The organism is Paenarthrobacter sp. Y-19, from assembly GCF_029223985.1.
In the GTDB taxonomy this organism is placed as follows: Bacteria; Actinomycetota; Actinomycetes; order Actinomycetales; family Micrococcaceae; genus Arthrobacter; species Arthrobacter nicotinovorans.
The window spans coordinates 1,217,216-1,233,191 of the sequence record NZ_CP119414.1 but is presented as its reverse complement, the minus strand read 5'-3'; the positions used below and the strand labels follow the sequence as shown (position 1 = coordinate 1,233,191).

General features: G+C 63.6%; 14 protein-coding genes and 1 pseudogene. 8 read left to right on the top strand and 7 right to left on the bottom strand.

All coding sequences use genetic code 11. From position 1 onward, the window contains the following. The first annotated feature begins 6 nt into the window (after positions 1–6). The 4 genes from PYR64_RS05665 to PYR64_RS05650 are packed head-to-tail and all read left to right on the top strand — an operon-like array spanning position 7 to position 4,049. Positions 7–1,194: a Gfo/Idh/MocA family oxidoreductase gene (locus PYR64_RS05665; RefSeq protein ID WP_026267330.1), complete on the top strand. Its 1,188-nt coding sequence runs from the start codon at positions 7–9 to the stop codon at positions 1,192–1,194. Continuing rightward, on the top strand, positions 1,191–2,195 hold the full coding sequence (locus PYR64_RS05660; RefSeq protein ID WP_193589685.1) for a sugar phosphate isomerase/epimerase family protein: 1,005 nt from the start codon (positions 1,191–1,193) through the stop codon (positions 2,193–2,195). Before PYR64_RS05665 ends, PYR64_RS05660 begins: the two co-directional genes overlap by 4 nt. 46 nt (positions 2,196–2,241) lie before the next feature. After that, positions 2,242–2,943 (top strand): ThuA domain-containing protein, encoded by a 702-nt coding sequence (locus PYR64_RS05655; RefSeq protein ID WP_018779015.1) that lies wholly within the window; start codon positions 2,242–2,244, stop codon positions 2,941–2,943. Beyond that, a complete protein-coding gene (locus PYR64_RS05650) occupies positions 2,928–4,049 on the top strand; it encodes a Gfo/Idh/MocA family oxidoreductase (RefSeq protein WP_275778829.1) in 1,122 nt (373 codons plus the stop codon). Before PYR64_RS05655 ends, PYR64_RS05650 begins: the two co-directional genes overlap by 16 nt. Before the next feature lie 86 nt (positions 4,050–4,135). On the opposite strand, the gene PYR64_RS05645 is transcribed toward PYR64_RS05650, so the two are convergent. Genes PYR64_RS05645 through PYR64_RS05615 form a run of 7 tightly spaced genes read right to left on the bottom strand, consistent with a single transcriptional unit; the run spans position 4,136 to position 12,068 of the window. Continuing rightward, positions 4,136–4,963, bottom strand: a complete 828-nt coding sequence (locus PYR64_RS05645; RefSeq protein WP_275778827.1) for a CoA ester lyase — start codon at positions 4,961–4,963, stop codon at positions 4,136–4,138. A 39-nt stretch (positions 4,964–5,002) separates the two neighbouring features. Further along, complete coding sequence (locus PYR64_RS05640; protein WP_018779012.1) at positions 5,003–5,497, bottom strand: MaoC family dehydratase; 495 nt, start codon at positions 5,495–5,497, stop codon at positions 5,003–5,005. Then, entirely contained in the window at positions 5,494–6,246 is a 753-nt protein-coding gene (locus PYR64_RS05635; RefSeq protein ID WP_055977977.1) for a CoA transferase subunit B, read from the bottom strand. The genes PYR64_RS05640 and PYR64_RS05635 overlap by 4 nt, the downstream gene beginning before the upstream one ends. Then, the gene (locus PYR64_RS05630) at positions 6,246–7,028 is read right to left on the bottom strand and encodes a CoA transferase subunit A (protein ID WP_275778825.1); all 783 of its coding nucleotides are present in this window, start codon (positions 7,026–7,028) and stop codon (positions 6,246–6,248) included. Before PYR64_RS05630 ends, PYR64_RS05635 begins: the two co-directional genes overlap by 1 nt. 38 nt (positions 7,029–7,066) lie before the next feature. Further along, on the bottom strand, positions 7,067–8,230 hold the full coding sequence (locus PYR64_RS05625) for an acyl-CoA dehydrogenase family protein (protein ID WP_039240561.1): 1,164 nt from the start codon (positions 8,228–8,230) through the stop codon (positions 7,067–7,069). Beyond that, positions 8,227–10,455, bottom strand: coding sequence for a biotin carboxylase N-terminal domain-containing protein (locus PYR64_RS05620; protein WP_275778821.1), 2,229 nt, complete (start codon positions 10,453–10,455; stop codon positions 8,227–8,229). Before PYR64_RS05620 ends, PYR64_RS05625 begins: the two co-directional genes overlap by 4 nt. A gap of 2 nt (positions 10,456–10,457) precedes the next feature. Continuing rightward, the gene (locus tag PYR64_RS05615; protein WP_275778819.1) at positions 10,458–12,068 is read right to left on the bottom strand and encodes a carboxyl transferase domain-containing protein; all 1,611 of its coding nucleotides are present in this window, start codon (positions 12,066–12,068) and stop codon (positions 10,458–10,460) included. Positions 12,069–12,208: 140 nt separating this feature from the next. Here PYR64_RS05615 and PYR64_RS05610 point away from each other — a divergent pair, with 140 nt between their 5' ends. The 4 genes and pseudogenes from PYR64_RS05610 (at position 12,209) to PYR64_RS05595 (ending at position 15,953) form a co-directional block, all read left to right on the top strand. Further along, positions 12,209–12,841, top strand: a complete 633-nt coding sequence (locus PYR64_RS05610; RefSeq protein WP_110505771.1) for a TetR/AcrR family transcriptional regulator — start codon at positions 12,209–12,211, stop codon at positions 12,839–12,841. Between the two features lie 78 nt (positions 12,842–12,919). Further along, complete coding sequence (locus tag PYR64_RS05605; protein WP_275780051.1) at positions 12,920–13,234, top strand: hypothetical protein; 315 nt, start codon at positions 12,920–12,922, stop codon at positions 13,232–13,234. After that, positions 13,183–14,740 (top strand): annotated as a pseudogene (locus PYR64_RS05600) (DUF222 domain-containing protein). Before PYR64_RS05605 ends, PYR64_RS05600 begins: the two are co-directional and overlap by 52 nt. A 340-nt stretch (positions 14,741–15,080) precedes the next feature. Continuing rightward, positions 15,081–15,953: an NAD(P)-dependent oxidoreductase gene (locus tag PYR64_RS05595; protein WP_018777504.1), complete on the top strand. Its 873-nt coding sequence runs from the start codon at positions 15,081–15,083 to the stop codon at positions 15,951–15,953. The last annotated feature ends 23 nt before the right edge of the window (positions 15,954–15,976 follow it).

Sequence of the window (15,976 nt, the reverse complement as noted above, 5' to 3'; positions counted from 1 at the left end):
TCCCCTGTGACACAAGCAAAACCACTGCGTGTAGGAATGGTGGGCTACGCCTTCATGGGCGCCGCGCACTCCCACGCCTGGCGTACCGCACCGCGGTTCTTTGACCTGCCACGGACACCGGAACTTACGGCCGTGGCAGGCAGGAATCCTGACGGTGTCAAGGCTGCGGCAGCCAAATACGGCTGGGCATCCACCGAAACCGACTGGCGGCGGTTGATCGAACGGGACGACATCGACCTGATCGACATCTGTACCCCGGGCAACACCCATGCCGAGATCGCCATTGCCGCGCTCGAGGCCGGCAAGCATGTCCTGTGCGAAAAGCCCTTGGCCAACTCCGTGGAGGAAGCCGAAAAGATGACAGTCGTCGCGCAGGCAGCAGCCGAGCGCGGAGTCCTGTCCATGTGCGGCTTCAGCTACCGCCGCACGCCTGCTTTGGCACTGGCAAAGAGAATGGTTGAAGAAGGCCGGCTCGGCGAAATCCGCCATGTCCGCGCCCAGTACCTCCAGGACTGGCTCAGCGATGCGGACGCACCCCTGACGTGGCGACTGGACAAATCCAAGTCCGGTTCCGGTTCCCTGGGCGACATCGGAGCCCACAGCATCGACGCCGCGCAGTGGATCACCGGCCTCAATATCACCGGAGTCTCTGCGCTGCTGGAAACCTTCGTCAAGGAACGCCCGGTGGGCGGCGATTTCGTGGGGTTGGGCGGACACGGCGGTTCAGATGGACCGCGTGGCCCGGTAACCGTTGATGATGCGGCCCTGTTCACTGCGCGGTTCGAGTCAGGACCCATCGGCATCTTCGAAGCCACCCGCTTTGCCCTGGGACGCAAGAATGCCATGCGCCTGGAGCTCAACGGCACCAAGGGTTCCCTTGCTTTCGATTTCGAGGACATGAACTCGCTGCAGTTCTATGAAGCGGCGCTGGAACCGGACGCGGGCTTCCGGAAGATCATGGTCACCGAACCGTCCCATCCCTACACCGCCAACTGGTGGCCCACCGGACATGGTTTGGGCTATGAGCACGGATTTACCCATCAGGTTGTGGACCTCGTGAACGCGATCGACGCAGGCGAGCAGCCCTCGCCGTCGTTCGCTGATGCCTTGCAGGTGCAAAAGGTACTGGCCGCAGTCGAGACCAGCGCGGACAACGCAAGCCGCTGGCAGAACGTCGACAAGGAAGCATCATGACCCGACCCATCACCCTCTTCACCGGCCAGTGGGCTGATCTGCCGTTCGAGGAAGTGGCACGGCTTGCAGGCGAGTGGGGCTTTGACGGCTTGGAAATCGCCTGCTGGGGCGATCATCTGGATCCCCTGCAAGTGGTGGAGGACGACGCTTATCTTCAGGGAAAGCTCGACATCCTGGAAAAGCACAACCTGACTGTCCATGCCATTGCCAACCATCTCACCGGACAGGCCGTCTGCGATGACCCCATCGATGAGCGGCACCGTGACATCCTCGCCCCGGCGGTATGGGGCGATGGTGACCCTGAAGGCGTACGCCAACGCGCGGCTGAAGCCATGAAAACCACGGCCCGCGCCGCCGCGAGGCTGGGCGTCAAGACGGTCACCGGTTTCACTGGCTCGTCCATCTGGAAGTGCGTAGCCATGTTCCCACCGGCTTCGGACGCCATGATTGAGCGCGGCTACCAGGACTTCGCCGATCGGTGGAATCCCATCCTGGACGTCTTTGACGAAGTGGGTGTCCGCTTCGCCCTGGAAGTCCACCCATCGGAAATCGCCTACGACTACTGGACAGCCAAGCGCACCCTGGAAGCCATCGGGCCGCGGGAGAGCTTTGGCTTGAACTTCGACCCGTCCCACTTCATCTGGCAGGACCTGGACCCGGTGATGTTCCTGCAGGACTTTGCCGACAAGATCTTCCATGTCCACGTCAAGGAATCCGTCCGGCAACTCAATGGACGAAACGGCCGTCTCGGTTCCCACCTGCCCTGGGCGGATCCCCGCCGCGGGTGGGACTTCGTCACGGCCGGTCACGGCGACGTGAATTGGGAGCCGATCTTCCGCACCTTGAACGCTGTTGGTTATGAAGGACCAACCAGCATCGAATGGGAGGACGCCGGCATGGACCGGTTGGTGGGCGCTCCCCAGGCGCTCAAGATGGTCCGCGAACTCGCTGCCATCAGTCCTCCGGCCGCTGCCTTTGATGCGGCCTTCGCAACACGCTGAATCCCTACCCTGACTCCAACGAACACGCCCCGATACGAAGGAAACCATGACAAGCAATAACAAGACCGCGTTGGTGGTCCGCGGCGGCTGGGATGGACACCAGCCAATCGAGGCCACGGAGCTTTTCCTCCCCTACTTGCGGGACAACGGCTACGACGTCCGCGTCGAAGAGTCACCCAAGATATATGCCGACGCTGAATATATGGCCGGTGTGGACCTGATCGTCCAATGCATGACCATGTCCACCATCGAGAAGGACGAGTTCCAAGGGCTGCGGACCGCCGTCGAAAACGGCACGGGACTGGCCGGCTGGCACGGCGGAATCGCCGATTCCTACCGCAACAACTCCGATTACCTCCATCTCATCGGTGGCCAGTTCGCCTGCCACCCGGGTAAGCACTCGGACGAACAGACCGGGGAGCAATCGGACAATTATGTTCCCTACACGGTGAACATGCTGCCCGCCGCAGCCGAACACCCCATTACCCAGGGAATTGGCGATTTTGACCTCGTCACGGAGCAGTACTGGGTTTTGAGCGACGACTACGTTGATGTCCTGGCCACCACCACCCAAAAAGTACGTGAGTGGGATCCTTGGAACCGCGAAGTTACCTCGCCGGCCATCTGGACACGCCAGTGGGGCAAGGGCAAAATCTTCGTCTGCACCCCCGGCCACAGGGTGGAAATCCTGCAGGACAGCAACGTCCGCACCATCATCGAAAGGGGCATGCTGTGGGCATCCCGCTGAACCCCGCCAAGCCGCTCAACGTCGGCATCATCGGCTGCGGCGCCATCATTGCCCAGTACCTGGCAAACTTCCGCCGGCTGGATTCGGTGAATCTGGTGGCCGTGGCAGACCTTGATCCCGCAAGGGCGCAGGCTGTGGCCGACTCCTACGAGGGCGTCAGGGCGCTGAGTGTGGACGGGCTTTTGGCAGCGGATGATGTCGAGCTGGTGCTGAACCTGACCATCCCGGCTGCTCACGCGGAGATCGCACTCAAGGCAATCGCCGCCGGCAAATCGGTGTACGGCGAAAAGCCCCTCGCAGCCACAACTACTGAGGCCAAGGAGGTACTTGAGGCTGCGTCCGCCGCGGGTGTCTTGGTTGGCTGTGCACCGGACACCGTCCTGGGTACCGGTATTCAAACAGCCCGCAAGGCGATCGACGACGGACTGATCGGTGCACCGGTTTCCGCCACAGCCACGATGGCAACTCCCGGACACGAACGCTGGCACCCGAACCCCGACTTCTACTACCAGCCCGGTGGTGGGCCCCTGCTGGACATGGGGCCGTACTACGTATCCGCATTGGTCACGTTGCTGGGGCCCGTGGTGTCGGTGGTGGGGGCGGCCAGCCATACCCGAAACGAACGCACCATCGGCTCAGGTCCGCGGGAAGGGCAGAAGGTCCCGGTGGACATCGAGTCCCATGTCACCGGAGTACTGGTCCACGCTTCCGGGGCCCTGTCCACGCTCTTCATGAGCTTCGACGCCGTGAAGACCAAGAGTCCCAATATCGAAGTCCATGGCGAAAAGGGGTCGTTGGTCGTCCCGGATCCGAATCATTTCGACGGGGATGTGCAGCTCTTCGCCCTTGGCGCCGAGGACTGGGAAACCCTCCCGGTTTCTGCGGGCTACAAGGACTCGGGCCGCGGCTTCGGCATCGCAGACCTCGCCGCGACACCCGCCGGTGAGGAACCGCGGGCCGGTGGCCAGTTGGCCTTCCATGCACTGGACGTCATGGAATCGGTCCTCGCCTCGGCCAAGAGCGGGAAGGCCGAAGTCATCAAGAGCACGGTTGCCAGGCCCGCTGCCGTCGAACTCACTGAACTCGCGACGGCGGTCCACGCCTAAGGCGTCGTACCGGACGCACACGAATCCGGCCCTTGTTCGCCCAGCGAACCGGTCTACGGTGGCTGCGCAACAAGGGCCGGTTCTGTTTAACGCCTGGCCCGGCGCAGCGTCGCTTCCGCATGCTTGAGAATGGGTCCGTCGATCATCTTGCCCTTGAACTGGAACACACCTGAGCCCGCGGCGGCCGCTGCTTCGAGGAGTTCTTCGGCTTGGGCAACAGCTTCGGGGGCAGGCGCATAAGCCTCCCGGACCACGGCCACCTGGTTGGGGTGGATGCACGCCTTCGCCCCGAATCCGCTGGCCACCGCGTCTGCGGACTCGGTCAGCAGGCCCGCCAAGTCCGGGATGTTCACGTACACGGAGTCGATTGCTTCCTTGCCGGCGGCTTTGGCTGCGAGCAGCACAGTGGAGCGCGCGTGCAGTGCGACAGCGCGGTAGCCGCCGTCGCCGTTCCTGCTGGAGAGTCCGCCCAAGGAAGCCAGGAGGTCCTCCGCACCCCACATCATGGCAACGGTGTTGGGCTCAGCCGCGATGGCGGAAGCATTAACGATGCCTGATGCGGTTTCACACAGTGCGATGACGCTGTAGCCAGCCAGCGCCCGCAGCTGTTCCCCGCTTTCTGCTTTGGCCAGCATGACCGTCCGGTACGGCGTCTGTTCCAAGGCCTGGAGATCGAGTTCGAAGTCACGGGTTCCCACTGGATTCACGCGCACTATGGTCCGTTGGGGGTCCAGTTCCCCGGCACCCAGCTGCTTCAAAACAGCATCACGGGCCCCGGGCTTGTCCGCGGGAGCCACGGCATCCTCGAAGTCCAGGATGACCGCGTCCGCGCGGTCCGCGGCCTTGCCGAAACGCTCCGGCCGGTCGGCGGGGCAGAAGAGGAGGGCCGGGCCCATGGTGAAGGGAGAGTGCATGGATTTCCTTGCTGCTGGGCGTGCTGATGGCTGCGCGTACTAATGGTCGGCGAGGTTCGCGGCGTGCGCTTCCTTGGTCCACATCAGGCAGGTGCGGGTGGCCAGGGCTACCACGGTACCGTCCTGGTTGCGGCCCGTGTGCTGCATGGTCACCACGCCTTGTCCGGGCCGGGACGAAGACAGACGCTTTCCCGTGATCACCGTTTCCGTGTACAGCGTATCCCCGTGATACAGCGGGTGCGGGAACGTGACATCCGTCAGCCCCAACTGGGCAATGATGGTCCCCTGCGTCAGCTGTGTCACCGACTGCCCCACCATGGTGGACAGCGTGAACATGGAATTCATGAGGCGCTGACCGAACGGCTGTCCGGAACTCCAGGCAGCATCCAGATGGAGCGCCTGGGTGTTCATGGTCAACGTGGTGAAGAGAACGTTGTCCGTCTCCGTGACGGTGCGGCCGGGCTTGTGGGCGTAGATCACGCCTTCTTCGAGTTCGTCGAAGTAGAGTCCGCGTTGTTCCACGACCCGCGTCATACAGTGAGCTCCTGGTCCTCTTCGAACAGCTCGGCGCCTGTGGCCGCCAGGACGTCGTCAAGGGTGACGTTCGGGGCGAGCTCGCGCAACACCAACCGCGGATCACCTTCGTCCTTGACGACGTCGATCACCGCCAGGTCCGTGATGATCCTGTCCACACAGCCCTTGCCGGTGAGGGGGAGCGTGCAGCTCGGGACAATCTTTGGCCGGCCGTTGCGGTCGACGTGCTCCATCATGACGATGACCTTCTTGGCACCGAACACCAGGTCCATGGCGCCGCCCATGCCTTTGACCATCTTGCCGGGGATCATCCAGTTGGCAAGATCGCCGTTGGCAGCGACCTCCATCGCTCCCAGGACCGCCACGTCCACGTGTCCGCCGCGGATCATGCCGAACGAGGACGCCGAGTCGAAGAACGCAGCACCCGGGTTGGTTGTCACGGTCTCCTTGCCGGCATTGATGAGGTCGGGATCGACCCTGTCCTCGGTAGGGTACGGGCCAACTCCGAGGATGCCGTTCTCGGAGTGGAGGATGACCTCCACTCCGTCCGGGATGTAGTTGGGGATCAGGGTGGGCATCCCGATTCCCAGGTTCACGTACTGTCCGTTGACCAGTTCCTTGGCCACGCGGGCGGCCAGTTCGTTGCGGGTCCAGCCTTTTGCTTCGTGGTGTTCGACGTCGGCCCGCCGGTACTCGTGCCGTACTGCTTCGGGACGCGGCGGTAAGTCCTGATAAGTGTTGTCGGCCATCATGAAGCTCCTGTCTGTCCGTTTGTTGCGGAGATCAACGCGACGGTGCGCTTTTCGATCCGTTTCTCCGCAGCTCCTGCTACGACGACCCGCTGAACGAAGATACCCGGCGTGTGAATGTGCTCCGGATCCAACTCCCCCGGTTCCACGAGTTCCTCGACCTCGGCAATCGTCACCCGGGCCGCCATGGCACAGAGAGGGTTGAAGTTCATGGCCGTCGCATGGAAAACAAGGTTGCCGTGGCGGTCCCCCTTCCAGGCATGGACCAGCCCGAAGTCCGGGGTCAAAGACTCTTCCAGGACGTAGTCGCCGTCCTTGAAAGCCCGCACCTCCTTCGGCGCCGAAGCAATCGCAACGTTGCCTTCGGCGTCGTACTTTTGCGGGAGGCCGCCTTCGGACACCTGGGTTCCCACGCCGGCCTTGGTATAAAAGGCCGGGATGCCTGCGCCGCCGGCGCGCAGCTTCTCCGCCAAGGTGCCCTGCGGGGTGAGGACAACTTCAAGCTCCCCCGCCAGATACTGCCGGGCAAACTCCTTGTTCTCGCCCACGTACGAACTGATGGTGCGGCGGATGCGGCCGTCCTTGAGGAGGATTCCCAGGCCCCAATCGTCCACGCCGCAGTTGTTGCTGACAGTTTCCAGGTCCGTGGTTCCCTGCTGATGAAGGGCTTCAATCAGGGAAACGGGGATACCGCATAAGCCAAAGCCCCCTACCGCGAGCGCGGCTCCGTCCGGGATGTCCTTCACCGCTTCGGCGGCGCTGGCAACAACCTTGTCAATCATCCTTGATCCTTCCCTGCCACTGCCGACCCAACGTACGGTTACAGACCCAGCTCGCGGGCGATGAGCATCAACTGGACTTCGGTGGTGCCTTCGCCGATCTCAAGGATCTTGGAGTCGCGGTAATGGCGTGCCACCGTGAATTCGTTGATGAAGCCATAGCCGCCGAACACCTGGGTGGCGTCCCGCGCGTTGTCCATGGCTGCCTCGCCTGCGACCATCTTAGCTATGGCTGCTTCGGTCTTGAACGGCTTGCCCGCCAGCATCCTCGCGGCGGCGTCGTAGTAGGCAAGGCGGGCTGTGTGGGCCCTGGCCTGCATGCGGGCGATCTTGAACTGGATGGCCTGGTACTTGCCGATGTTCTGTCCGAACGCGCTGCGCTCCTTGGCGTACTTCACGGACAGGTCCACGCAACCTTGGGCCGCACCCGTGGCCAGGGCAGCGATGGCGATCCGGCCCTCGTCCAGGATGGAGAGGAAGTTGGCATAGCCGCGGCCGCGCTCGCCCAACAGATTGGCTTCGGGAACCCTGACGTTGTCCAGGGTCAGCGGGTGGGTGTCCGACGCGTTCCACCCCACCTTGTTATAGGGCTTTTCTGCGGTAAACCCCGGCGTGTCCGTCGGCACCAGGATGGTGGAGATCTCCTTCTTGGTGCTGCCGTCGGCGTTCTCTTTCCGGCCTGTCACTGCCGTGACGGTGACCAGGGTAGTGATGTCCGTGCCGGAGTTGGTAATGAACTCCTTGTTGCCGTTGATGACCCACTCGCCGTTTTCCAGGTGGGCGTTGGTCTTGGTGCCGCCGGCGTCGGATCCGGCTTCACGCTCGGTCAACCCGAAACCGGCCAAGGACCGGCCGGATGCCAGCTGCGGCAGCCACTCCTGCTTCTGTTCTTCGGTGCCGAAGCGGTAAACCGGCATGGCCCCCAGCGATACTCCGGCCTCCAAGGTGATGGCCACGGACTGGTCTACGCGCCCCAACTGTTCCAACGCCAAGGCGAGCGCGAAGTAATCTCCGCCCATCCCGCCGAATTCCTCGGGGAACGGCAGGCCGAACAGGCCCATCTCCCCCATCTGCTTGACCACTTCGTAAGGGAAGCTGTGCTCTTCGTCGTGCTTGGCGGAGACAGGGGCTACTACCTCGTCGGCGAACTCCCTGACGGAATCGCTGAGGTCCTGGTATTCCTCTGTCAGTTCAAACGTGCTCATGGCTGGACTTCCTTGTCTGGGATTTGGCCGTTGTCTGGGTTCTGGCTCTTGTCTGGGTTCCGGCCGTTGTTGGTGTCGCGGCCCGCGTTGGCCGTGTCTTCTGCGGCGACCGCTGCATGGATGGTGGCGAGCACCTGGTCGGCTTTGACCAGATCGCCGGGTTTGCTGGTGAGGTGGACGGTTCCGGCGACGGACGCCACAAGTTGGTGCTCCATCTTCATGGCTTCAACAGCCAGGAGGACCTGTCCTTCCTCGACCACGTCACCGTTGGCCACGGACACGGAAACCACCGTCCCCGGCATGGGCGAGCGCACTTCCGGATCGGCTGCTCCTTCGACGCGCTGGATCCCCGCGAGCATCCGTTGCAGGCGCCCGGCCCGGTCAAGGACCTCAAGCCGGCAGGACCAGCCATCGTTACCCACGAAGATCTCCCGTGGTGCGTCCGCCGTGGCCACCGCATAGGTGACCTGACCGCCGTCGAACTCCAGGGTTATCCCGGTCCCGCTGCGGTCGGCCACCCGCACGCCCACCGGTTCGCCGTCGTCGACCCTTGCCGTCACGGTGCCGGCTTTTTCAGTGACGGCGACCGTAGCCATGGCGGCGCCTGGGACGCCGAAGGTCGCGGTCCAGGCACCGGGAGCCCCGACCCGCCAAGCGTCGGCGCTCTTCCACGCATCTCCTGCGAGCGCCGGGGCCGGGCGTTCAAGCCACAGCGTGAGGGCGGCCGCGATCAGTTCCTTGGGGCCTGCGTGCCGGAACTCCATGGACGGCAGCTTGCGTTCAATCAACCCGGTGTCGAGGTGCCCGGCACGGACATCGGCGTCGTTGATCAGGAGTCGAAGGTACTCGACGTTCGTGTCCACGCCCAGCAAGGTGTAACGGCCCAGCGCAGCATCCAGCGTGTCCAGTGCGGCGGCCCTGTCCGCTCCCCACGCGATAACTTTGGCGAGCATGGGATCGTAGTCACCCGTGATCTGCAGCCCGTCCCGCATGGCGGAGTCGATCCGCACATTGGCATGGGCCTGCTGCTGACCGGACACCGCGGCGTCCGCCGCGCCATGCTCAGCGAGTGCCACGATGCGCCCCATCGACGGCATGAAGTTCCGCTCGGGCACCTCCGCGTACACCCGCGCCTCCACGGCATGGCCTTGCAGTACGACGTCGGACTGCGCCACGGTGAGCACCTCACCGGCGGCGATCCTCACCTGCCATTCAACGAGGTCGATTCCCGTGACCAGCTCAGTGACGGGATGCTCCACCTGCAGCCGGGTGTTCATCTCCATGAAGAAGAACTCATCCGGATGTTCGTCGGACACCAGGAACTCGACGGTTCCGGCGCCGCTGTAATTGACCGAACGCGCTGCGTTGCAGGCCGCCTCGCCGATCCGCGCCCTGTGGGCAGCGCCGTCCGCCAGTGATTCGAAAAGCGCGGAGGGAGCTTCTTCGATGACCTTTTGGTGCCGGCGCTGCAGGGAACATTCGCGCTCGCCGAGGTGGATGACGTTTCCGTGGTTGTCGGCCAGGACCTGCACTTCGATGTGCCGGGGAGCCCGGATGAGCCGTTCCAGGAAGAGAGTGTCGTCACCGAAAGCGGACGCTGCGACGCGCCTCGCCGTCAGAAGCGTGGAGGCCATGTCCTCGGCCCGTTCCACCACGTGCATACCCTTGCCACCGCCGCCTGCCGATGGCTTGATCAGGAGCGGGAAGCCGACTTCGGTGGCTGCTTCAATGAGATCCTGGTCAGTGAGTCCGGGCTTGGCGATGCCGGGAACGCAGGGAACGTCGTAGGCCATCACGTGGTTCTTGGAGCGGATCTTGTCTCCCATCACTTCGATGGCACCGATACCGGGTCCGATGAACGTGATGCCGGCAGCGTCCAACGCTTTGGCGAACGCAACGTTCTCGGACAGGAAGCCGTAGCCCGGATGAACGGCCTCCGCTCCGCTGCGGCGGCACGCGTCGATGATGGCGTCGATCTTCAAGTAGCTGTCCGCAGGTGACGTTCCGCCAATGGCGACGGCCGTATCCGCCAGGCTGACGTGTTTGGCGTCCTTGTCCACTTCCGAATAGACGGCGACTGAGCGGATGCCCATGTCCCTTAGGGTTCGGATGACACGGCACGCGATCTCACCTCGGTTGGCAACGAGGACGGCAGAAAAGGTCTGCGCTGAGACTGTGGGTTCTGTGGCTGTTGTTGGTTCTGTAGCTGTTGTTGGCAGGGTCATGGTCACATCCTGAAGAGGCCGAAAGAGGTCTCCGGCAGTGGCGGGCGGGAAACGACGTCGAGGGCCATGCCCAGAACCCGCCGCGTGTCAGCGGGGTCGATAATGCCGTCATCCCACAGCCGGGCGGTGGAGTAGTAGGGGCTGCCCTGGTCCTCGTACTGCTGCTTGATGGGGGCCTTGAAGGCTTCCTCGTCCTCGACGGACCATTTCTGGCCGGCGGCCTCGTATTGGTCCCTTTTGACTGTTGCCAGGACGCTGGAGGCCTGGTTTCCGCCCATGACGGAGATGCGGGCCGCGGGCCACATCCAGAGGAAACGCGGCGAATAAGCCCGGCCGCACATGGAGTAGTTTCCCGCGCCGAAGGAGCCGCCGATCACCACGGTCAGTTTCGGCACCCGGGCCGTCGCCACTGCCGTGACCATCTTGGCGCCGTTCTTGGCGATGCCGCCCTGTTCGTAGTCCTTTCCCACCATGAACCCGGAGAGATTCTGGAGGAAGACCAAGGGAATGCCCCGCTGATCGCACAGCTCAATGAAGTGGGCACCCTTCAACGACGACTCGCTGAAAAGGACTCCGTTGTTGGCCACGATTCCCACGGGGTGGCCATGCAGGTGCGCGAAACCGGTCACCAGGGTGGTGCCATAGTTCTTCTTGAACTCATGGAATTCGGAACCGTCCACGAGGCGTGCGATGACTTCCCGGACGTCATATTGGGCGTTGACGTCCGTGGGAACCACACCGTAGATCTCCGAGGGGTCGACGACGGGCGGTAGGACGACGTCGAGCACGTCCCAGGCCGGCTGCGCCGGCTTCGGCAACGTCGCTACGATGTCCCGGACGATTTCCAGCGCATGCTGGTCGTTCTCGGCCAGGTGATCGGTGACCCCGGAGATCCTTGAGTGGACGTCGCCACCGCCCAGTTCCTCCGCGGTGACGATCTCGCCGATGGCTGCTTTGACCAGCGGAGGCCCGCCCAAAAAGATGGTGCCTTGGTTGCGGACGATGACTGTTTCGTCGCTCATTGCGGGGACGTAGGCACCGCCGGCAGTGCAGGAGCCCATCACGGAGGCGATCTGTGGGATCTTGGCCGCAGACATCCTGGCCTGGTTGTAGAAGATCCGGCCAAAGTGTTCCTTGTCCGGGAAGACCTCGTCCTGCTTGGGCAGGAACGCTCCCCCGGAATCCACCAAGTAGATGCACGGAAGCTTGTTCTCCAAAGCAATCTCCTGGGCCCTGAGGTGCTTCTTCACGGTCATCGGGTAGTACGTACCGCCCTTGACCGTCGCATCATTGGAGATCACCAGGACGTGCCGGCCATGGACCAGGCCGATGCCGGCGATCACCCCGGCGCCGGGTGAATCGTCGTTGTACATGCCATTGGCGGCGAGAGGCGCGATCTCAAGGAACGGGCTGCCCTCATCCAACAGGAAATCAATGCGCTCCCTCGGCAGGAGCTTTCCCCGGGCAACGTGCCGCTCCCGGGATTTGGCCGGTCCACCCAATGCTGCCGCGGCGAGGCGCTCCTTCAGTTCCTCCACCAAGGCACGCTGCGCCTCCTGGTTGGCCTCGAAGGTGCCGGCGGCAGCTCCCGTCAGGCTGGCAATTGTCTCCATCGACCCCTGTTCCATTCCCGGCCCACGGCCATTTCGGTTAGTGCCATGTAACTGAAATTTAGGTTAGTCTTTATTAACTGACATGTCCAGCACAGCGGGGCTCCTGCCGCCTGCGTTGGGACGGGCACGAGGAGGACACCATGACAGCAAGCCCGGAAGCACACGCCGAAGGCTCCCGTGCCGCCACAACCCAGCGGAGCCAAGCCAAAGAGCTCCGCCGGTTGGCACTGCTGTCAGCCGCAGCCGGACTCTTCGCGGACAACGGATTCAGCCGCGTATCCCTGGAAGACCTGGGAGCCGCGGCCGGTGTAAGCGGACCGGCGGTGTACCGGCACTTTCCGGGAAAACAGGCGGTTCTGGGTGAACTGCTCCTCAGTGTCAGCCGCGACCTCCTGGAGGGCGGCCGTCGCGTTGTTGCGGAAGCCGGCAGCCCAGGGGACGCCCTGAAAGCCCTGGTGAAATTCCAGGTGGACTTCGCCCTGAGCAATCCGGATGTCATCCGGGTACAGGACCGTGATTTCGCCAGCCTCACTGAGGCAGACCAGGCCGAGGTCCGATCCCTGCAACGCAGTTATGTAGAGACCTGGGTGGATGTTCTGGCCCGGATTCATGCCGACGCGGACATCGCAGGCCTGCGCGTCCGGGCACACGCAGCCTTCGGGTTGATCAACTCCACCCCGCATTCGGTCCGGCATCACGGCCGCAGGATCGCAGTGAAATCAGCCAGGCCCATACTGGAGCAGATGGCCTTGGCGGCGCTGACATCTGCCTGAGTGTGCAGTTTCCGGAACGCGGAGCAGCCGACAGGGTGAAGCGCTAATAATGTCAGACCCTGGTGAAAAGCTTTATGCATGGAAGCTTTGGGGCAACTGACAGCAGCGCGGGTGGCGTCGTCACCTGCTGTCGCTGCCCTGACCGCGAGCTGCTCACGGCAATCCCCAGGCAATCTCCAGTGGATCAAGGGTTCGACGGCGGTAGCCACCGCTATCGGCCACTTCCACGGCGTTGGACTACTCAGCCGCGAGGGCACCACCTACAGGGGTTCCGACGGCGGAGACCTGCTGCGCCTGCGGGGCCGGATCTCGCGGCACTTCTTGAGGACGGACAGGCTCTTCTGGACACCGCACGGTTGTCGTTTGCCGAGCAGGCACCCTTGTTCAATCTAGTACAGGCTGCTGACCTTGCCGGCAGCATCGAGGACCTCTCGCGGTCGATCGAGTACCTCCAAGTCGTTGCGGCGCAGGCTGTGGAGCGGACCCGGACGGAGGCGCAGCGTGCGGTGCCGGCACAGCAGCCCGGACAGTCCCCGCCGTCGAGTGCGCAGGAATGGCGGACGGGGTGGACCGAGCCAGCCGGTGAGTCAGAAGGTGGCGGTGGATCCGGTGGTGGTACGGGTGAAGCAGCCCCCGGAAGCACCGTCAAAGCGGGTACTGCTGATGGTGGTGGTGGCAGTGTTTTGGATGATGGGTACCGGAACGCGGCGGAGTTCCTCCGAGCCCGGTTGCGGATCGGGATCGGCGAAGCACGGCGCAGGCTCGCCCTCGCGAACGAGGTCCTGCCCGGGGCCGGAATAACCGGCCAGGAAATCCCGGCCCGTCGTCAAAGACTCGCCGAGGCCCTCCACACCGGACAGGTCCCGTCCCGGTCCGCGACGATCATCAGCACCGCCCTGGACAAAGCCCAACACTTCACCGACCCGGACACCCTCACCGGCATGGAACACGCCCTCACCACCACCGCCACACAATCCGACCCCGACTTCGTCACCACAATGGCCAACCGCTGGATCGACCACATCGACCAAAACGGCCCCGAACCCACCGAAGAAGCCCTCCGCCACGTCCAAGGCGCGTTCCTCCGACGCCAACGCCGCCACGGACTCCACCACCTGGAAATCTTCACCACCACCAAACAATACGAAACCCTCACCACCGCCATGAACGCCGCCACCAACCCACGACTCACCAACACCACAAACACCCAAACCGGCACCACCGGCCCTCAGCTGGACCGGCGCTCCCGCGCCCAGAAACTCCTCGACGGCCTCATCGGAGCCTGCGCCGTAGCCATGACCACCGGGAAACTGCCCAGCAACGGCGGACTCCGACCCCAACTCACCGTCACCATCGACCACCACGAACTCTTCCAACAACTCACCCACACCACCACGAGCGCCACAAAAGAAACCAACACCCCGAAGCAGCCCAACGCGACACATCAGCCGGGCCCCCGGAACACTGTCAGTACCGGCACCGCGACCTTCACCGGCCCGATCCACCCCAACACCATCCGCAAAATAGCCTGCGACGCCGACATCCTGCCCGTCCTGCTCGGCACCGACTCCCAAATACTCGACATCGGCCGCACCACCCGGATCTTCCCACCCCACATCCGCAAAGCCATCACCGCCCGCGACGGCGGCTGCGCGTTCCCCGACTGCACCCTCCCCGCACCCTGGTGCGAAGCCCACCACATCACCTACTGGTCACAAGGCGGCACCACAGGAACAAACAACGCCACCCTGCTCTGCTCCCACCACCACCACCTCATCCACAAAGAACACTGGCGCATCACCATCCAAAACGGCGTCCCCTGGTTCATCCCCCCCACCCAACATCGACCCCCACCAAACACCCCGACGCAACCACCACCACACACCACCCAAAACATGACACCGGGCGGGAAAAACGTGACCCCAGGGCGGGAAAACCAATACGCAACCCAATGCCCGCGCGCCTAAGGCAGGCCCAAGACGCAGCTAAACAGGAGCCCGAACGGGCGCCGGACATGCCCCCCCGGACATGCACTGCTCCCAACGCGCTGGCCACGACAGCTGCCGTCGTTCGCACGCCTGCACTGCCACGCACGTGGGTCGCTCCGGTATTCCTAGGACTCACAGAGCCTGCCTTAGGGGCTGCGCACGGCACGCGTGCGGCCTAGGCTGGAAAACCGAACCCCGCTGGAAAGCACACTGCAGCAGGGCAAGGTCCAGCCACTATCAAGGAGCACACCATGAGGATTGCCGTCACCGGCGGAAGCGGGAAACTGGGCAGGAGCGTGGTGCGTCGCCTCACGCAGGATGGCCACCAGGTTCTCAATATGGACCGGGCCGGCACACGCGGACGAGGCTACGTCAGCGTGGACCTTCGGAACTACGGACAGGTCCTGGACGTCATCCTGGGCCTGGATGACCAACATGACGGCCTCGATGCAATAGTTCACCTGGCCGCCATCCCAGCGCCGGGCCTCGCCCCCGACGCTGCGATCTTCGAAAACAACATGGTCTCCACCTACAACGTTTTCCAGGCAGCACGGCGTGCCGGCATCAAAAAGGTGGTCTATGCCTCCAGCGAGACCGTCCTTGGCCTCCCCTTCGACATCGACCCTCCCTACATTCCGGTCGATGAGGAGTACCCCGCCCGCCCGGAAAGCACGTACTCACTGGTGAAGCACCTCGAGGAGCAGATGGCCATCCAGCTCACGCGGTGGGATCCCGACCTGAGCATCACGGCGCTTCGTTTCTCCAATGTCATGGACCCCGAGGACTACGATGCCTTCCCGTCCTTCGACGCCGACGCCACACTGCGCAAATGGAACCTTTGGGGCTACATCGATGCCCGGGACGGGGCCCTGGCCGTGGTGCGTGCTCTGGAACACGGGGAACCGGGATTCGAGACGTTCATCATCGCCGCCGCCGATACCGTGATGAGCCGCAGCAGCGCTGAGTTGGCAGCGGAAGTCTTCCCCGGCGTCGAGGTTCTCAAGGAGCTGGGCGAGCATGAAACCATGCTGTCCATCGACAAGGCGCGCAAACTGTTGGGCTTCGAACCTGAGCACAGCTGGCGCAACGTCCACTCCAACCGCACCACTCCCACCGAGGACTAACGCTCAGCACGGACGCGGCACCA

What these genes read in the sequence shown, in the direction of transcription:
- PYR64_RS05630 (WP_275778825.1), bottom strand. Translation starts at nt 7,028, where the DNA reads ATGATTGACAAGGTTGTTGCCAGCGCCGCCGAAGCGGTGAAGGACATC.
- PYR64_RS05610 (WP_110505771.1), top strand. Translation starts at nt 12,209, where the DNA reads ATGACAGCAAGCCCGGAAGCACACGCCGAAGGCTCCCGTGCCGCCACA.
- PYR64_RS05620 (WP_275778821.1), bottom strand. Translation starts at nt 10,455, where the DNA reads ATGACCCTGCCAACAACAGCTACAGAACCAACAACAGCCACAGAACCC.
- PYR64_RS05655 (WP_018779015.1), top strand. Translation starts at nt 2,242, where the DNA reads ATGACAAGCAATAACAAGACCGCGTTGGTGGTCCGCGGCGGCTGGGAT.
- PYR64_RS05645 (WP_275778827.1), bottom strand. Translation starts at nt 4,963, where the DNA reads ATGCACTCTCCCTTCACCATGGGCCCGGCCCTCCTCTTCTGCCCCGCC.
- PYR64_RS05635 (WP_055977977.1), bottom strand. Translation starts at nt 6,246, where the DNA reads ATGGCCGACAACACTTATCAGGACTTACCGCCGCGTCCCGAAGCAGTA.
- PYR64_RS05660 (WP_193589685.1), top strand. Translation starts at nt 1,191, where the DNA reads ATGACCCGACCCATCACCCTCTTCACCGGCCAGTGGGCTGATCTGCCG.
- PYR64_RS05605 (WP_275780051.1), top strand. Translation starts at nt 12,920, where the DNA reads ATGGAAGCTTTGGGGCAACTGACAGCAGCGCGGGTGGCGTCGTCACCT.
- PYR64_RS05640 (WP_018779012.1), bottom strand. Translation starts at nt 5,497, where the DNA reads ATGACGCGGGTCGTGGAACAACGCGGACTCTACTTCGACGAACTCGAA.
- PYR64_RS05595 (WP_018777504.1), top strand. Translation starts at nt 15,081, where the DNA reads ATGAGGATTGCCGTCACCGGCGGAAGCGGGAAACTGGGCAGGAGCGTG.
- PYR64_RS05625 (WP_039240561.1), bottom strand. Translation starts at nt 8,230, where the DNA reads ATGAGCACGTTTGAACTGACAGAGGAATACCAGGACCTCAGCGATTCC.
- PYR64_RS05615 (WP_275778819.1), bottom strand. Translation starts at nt 12,068, where the DNA reads ATGGAGACAATTGCCAGCCTGACGGGAGCTGCCGCCGGCACCTTCGAG.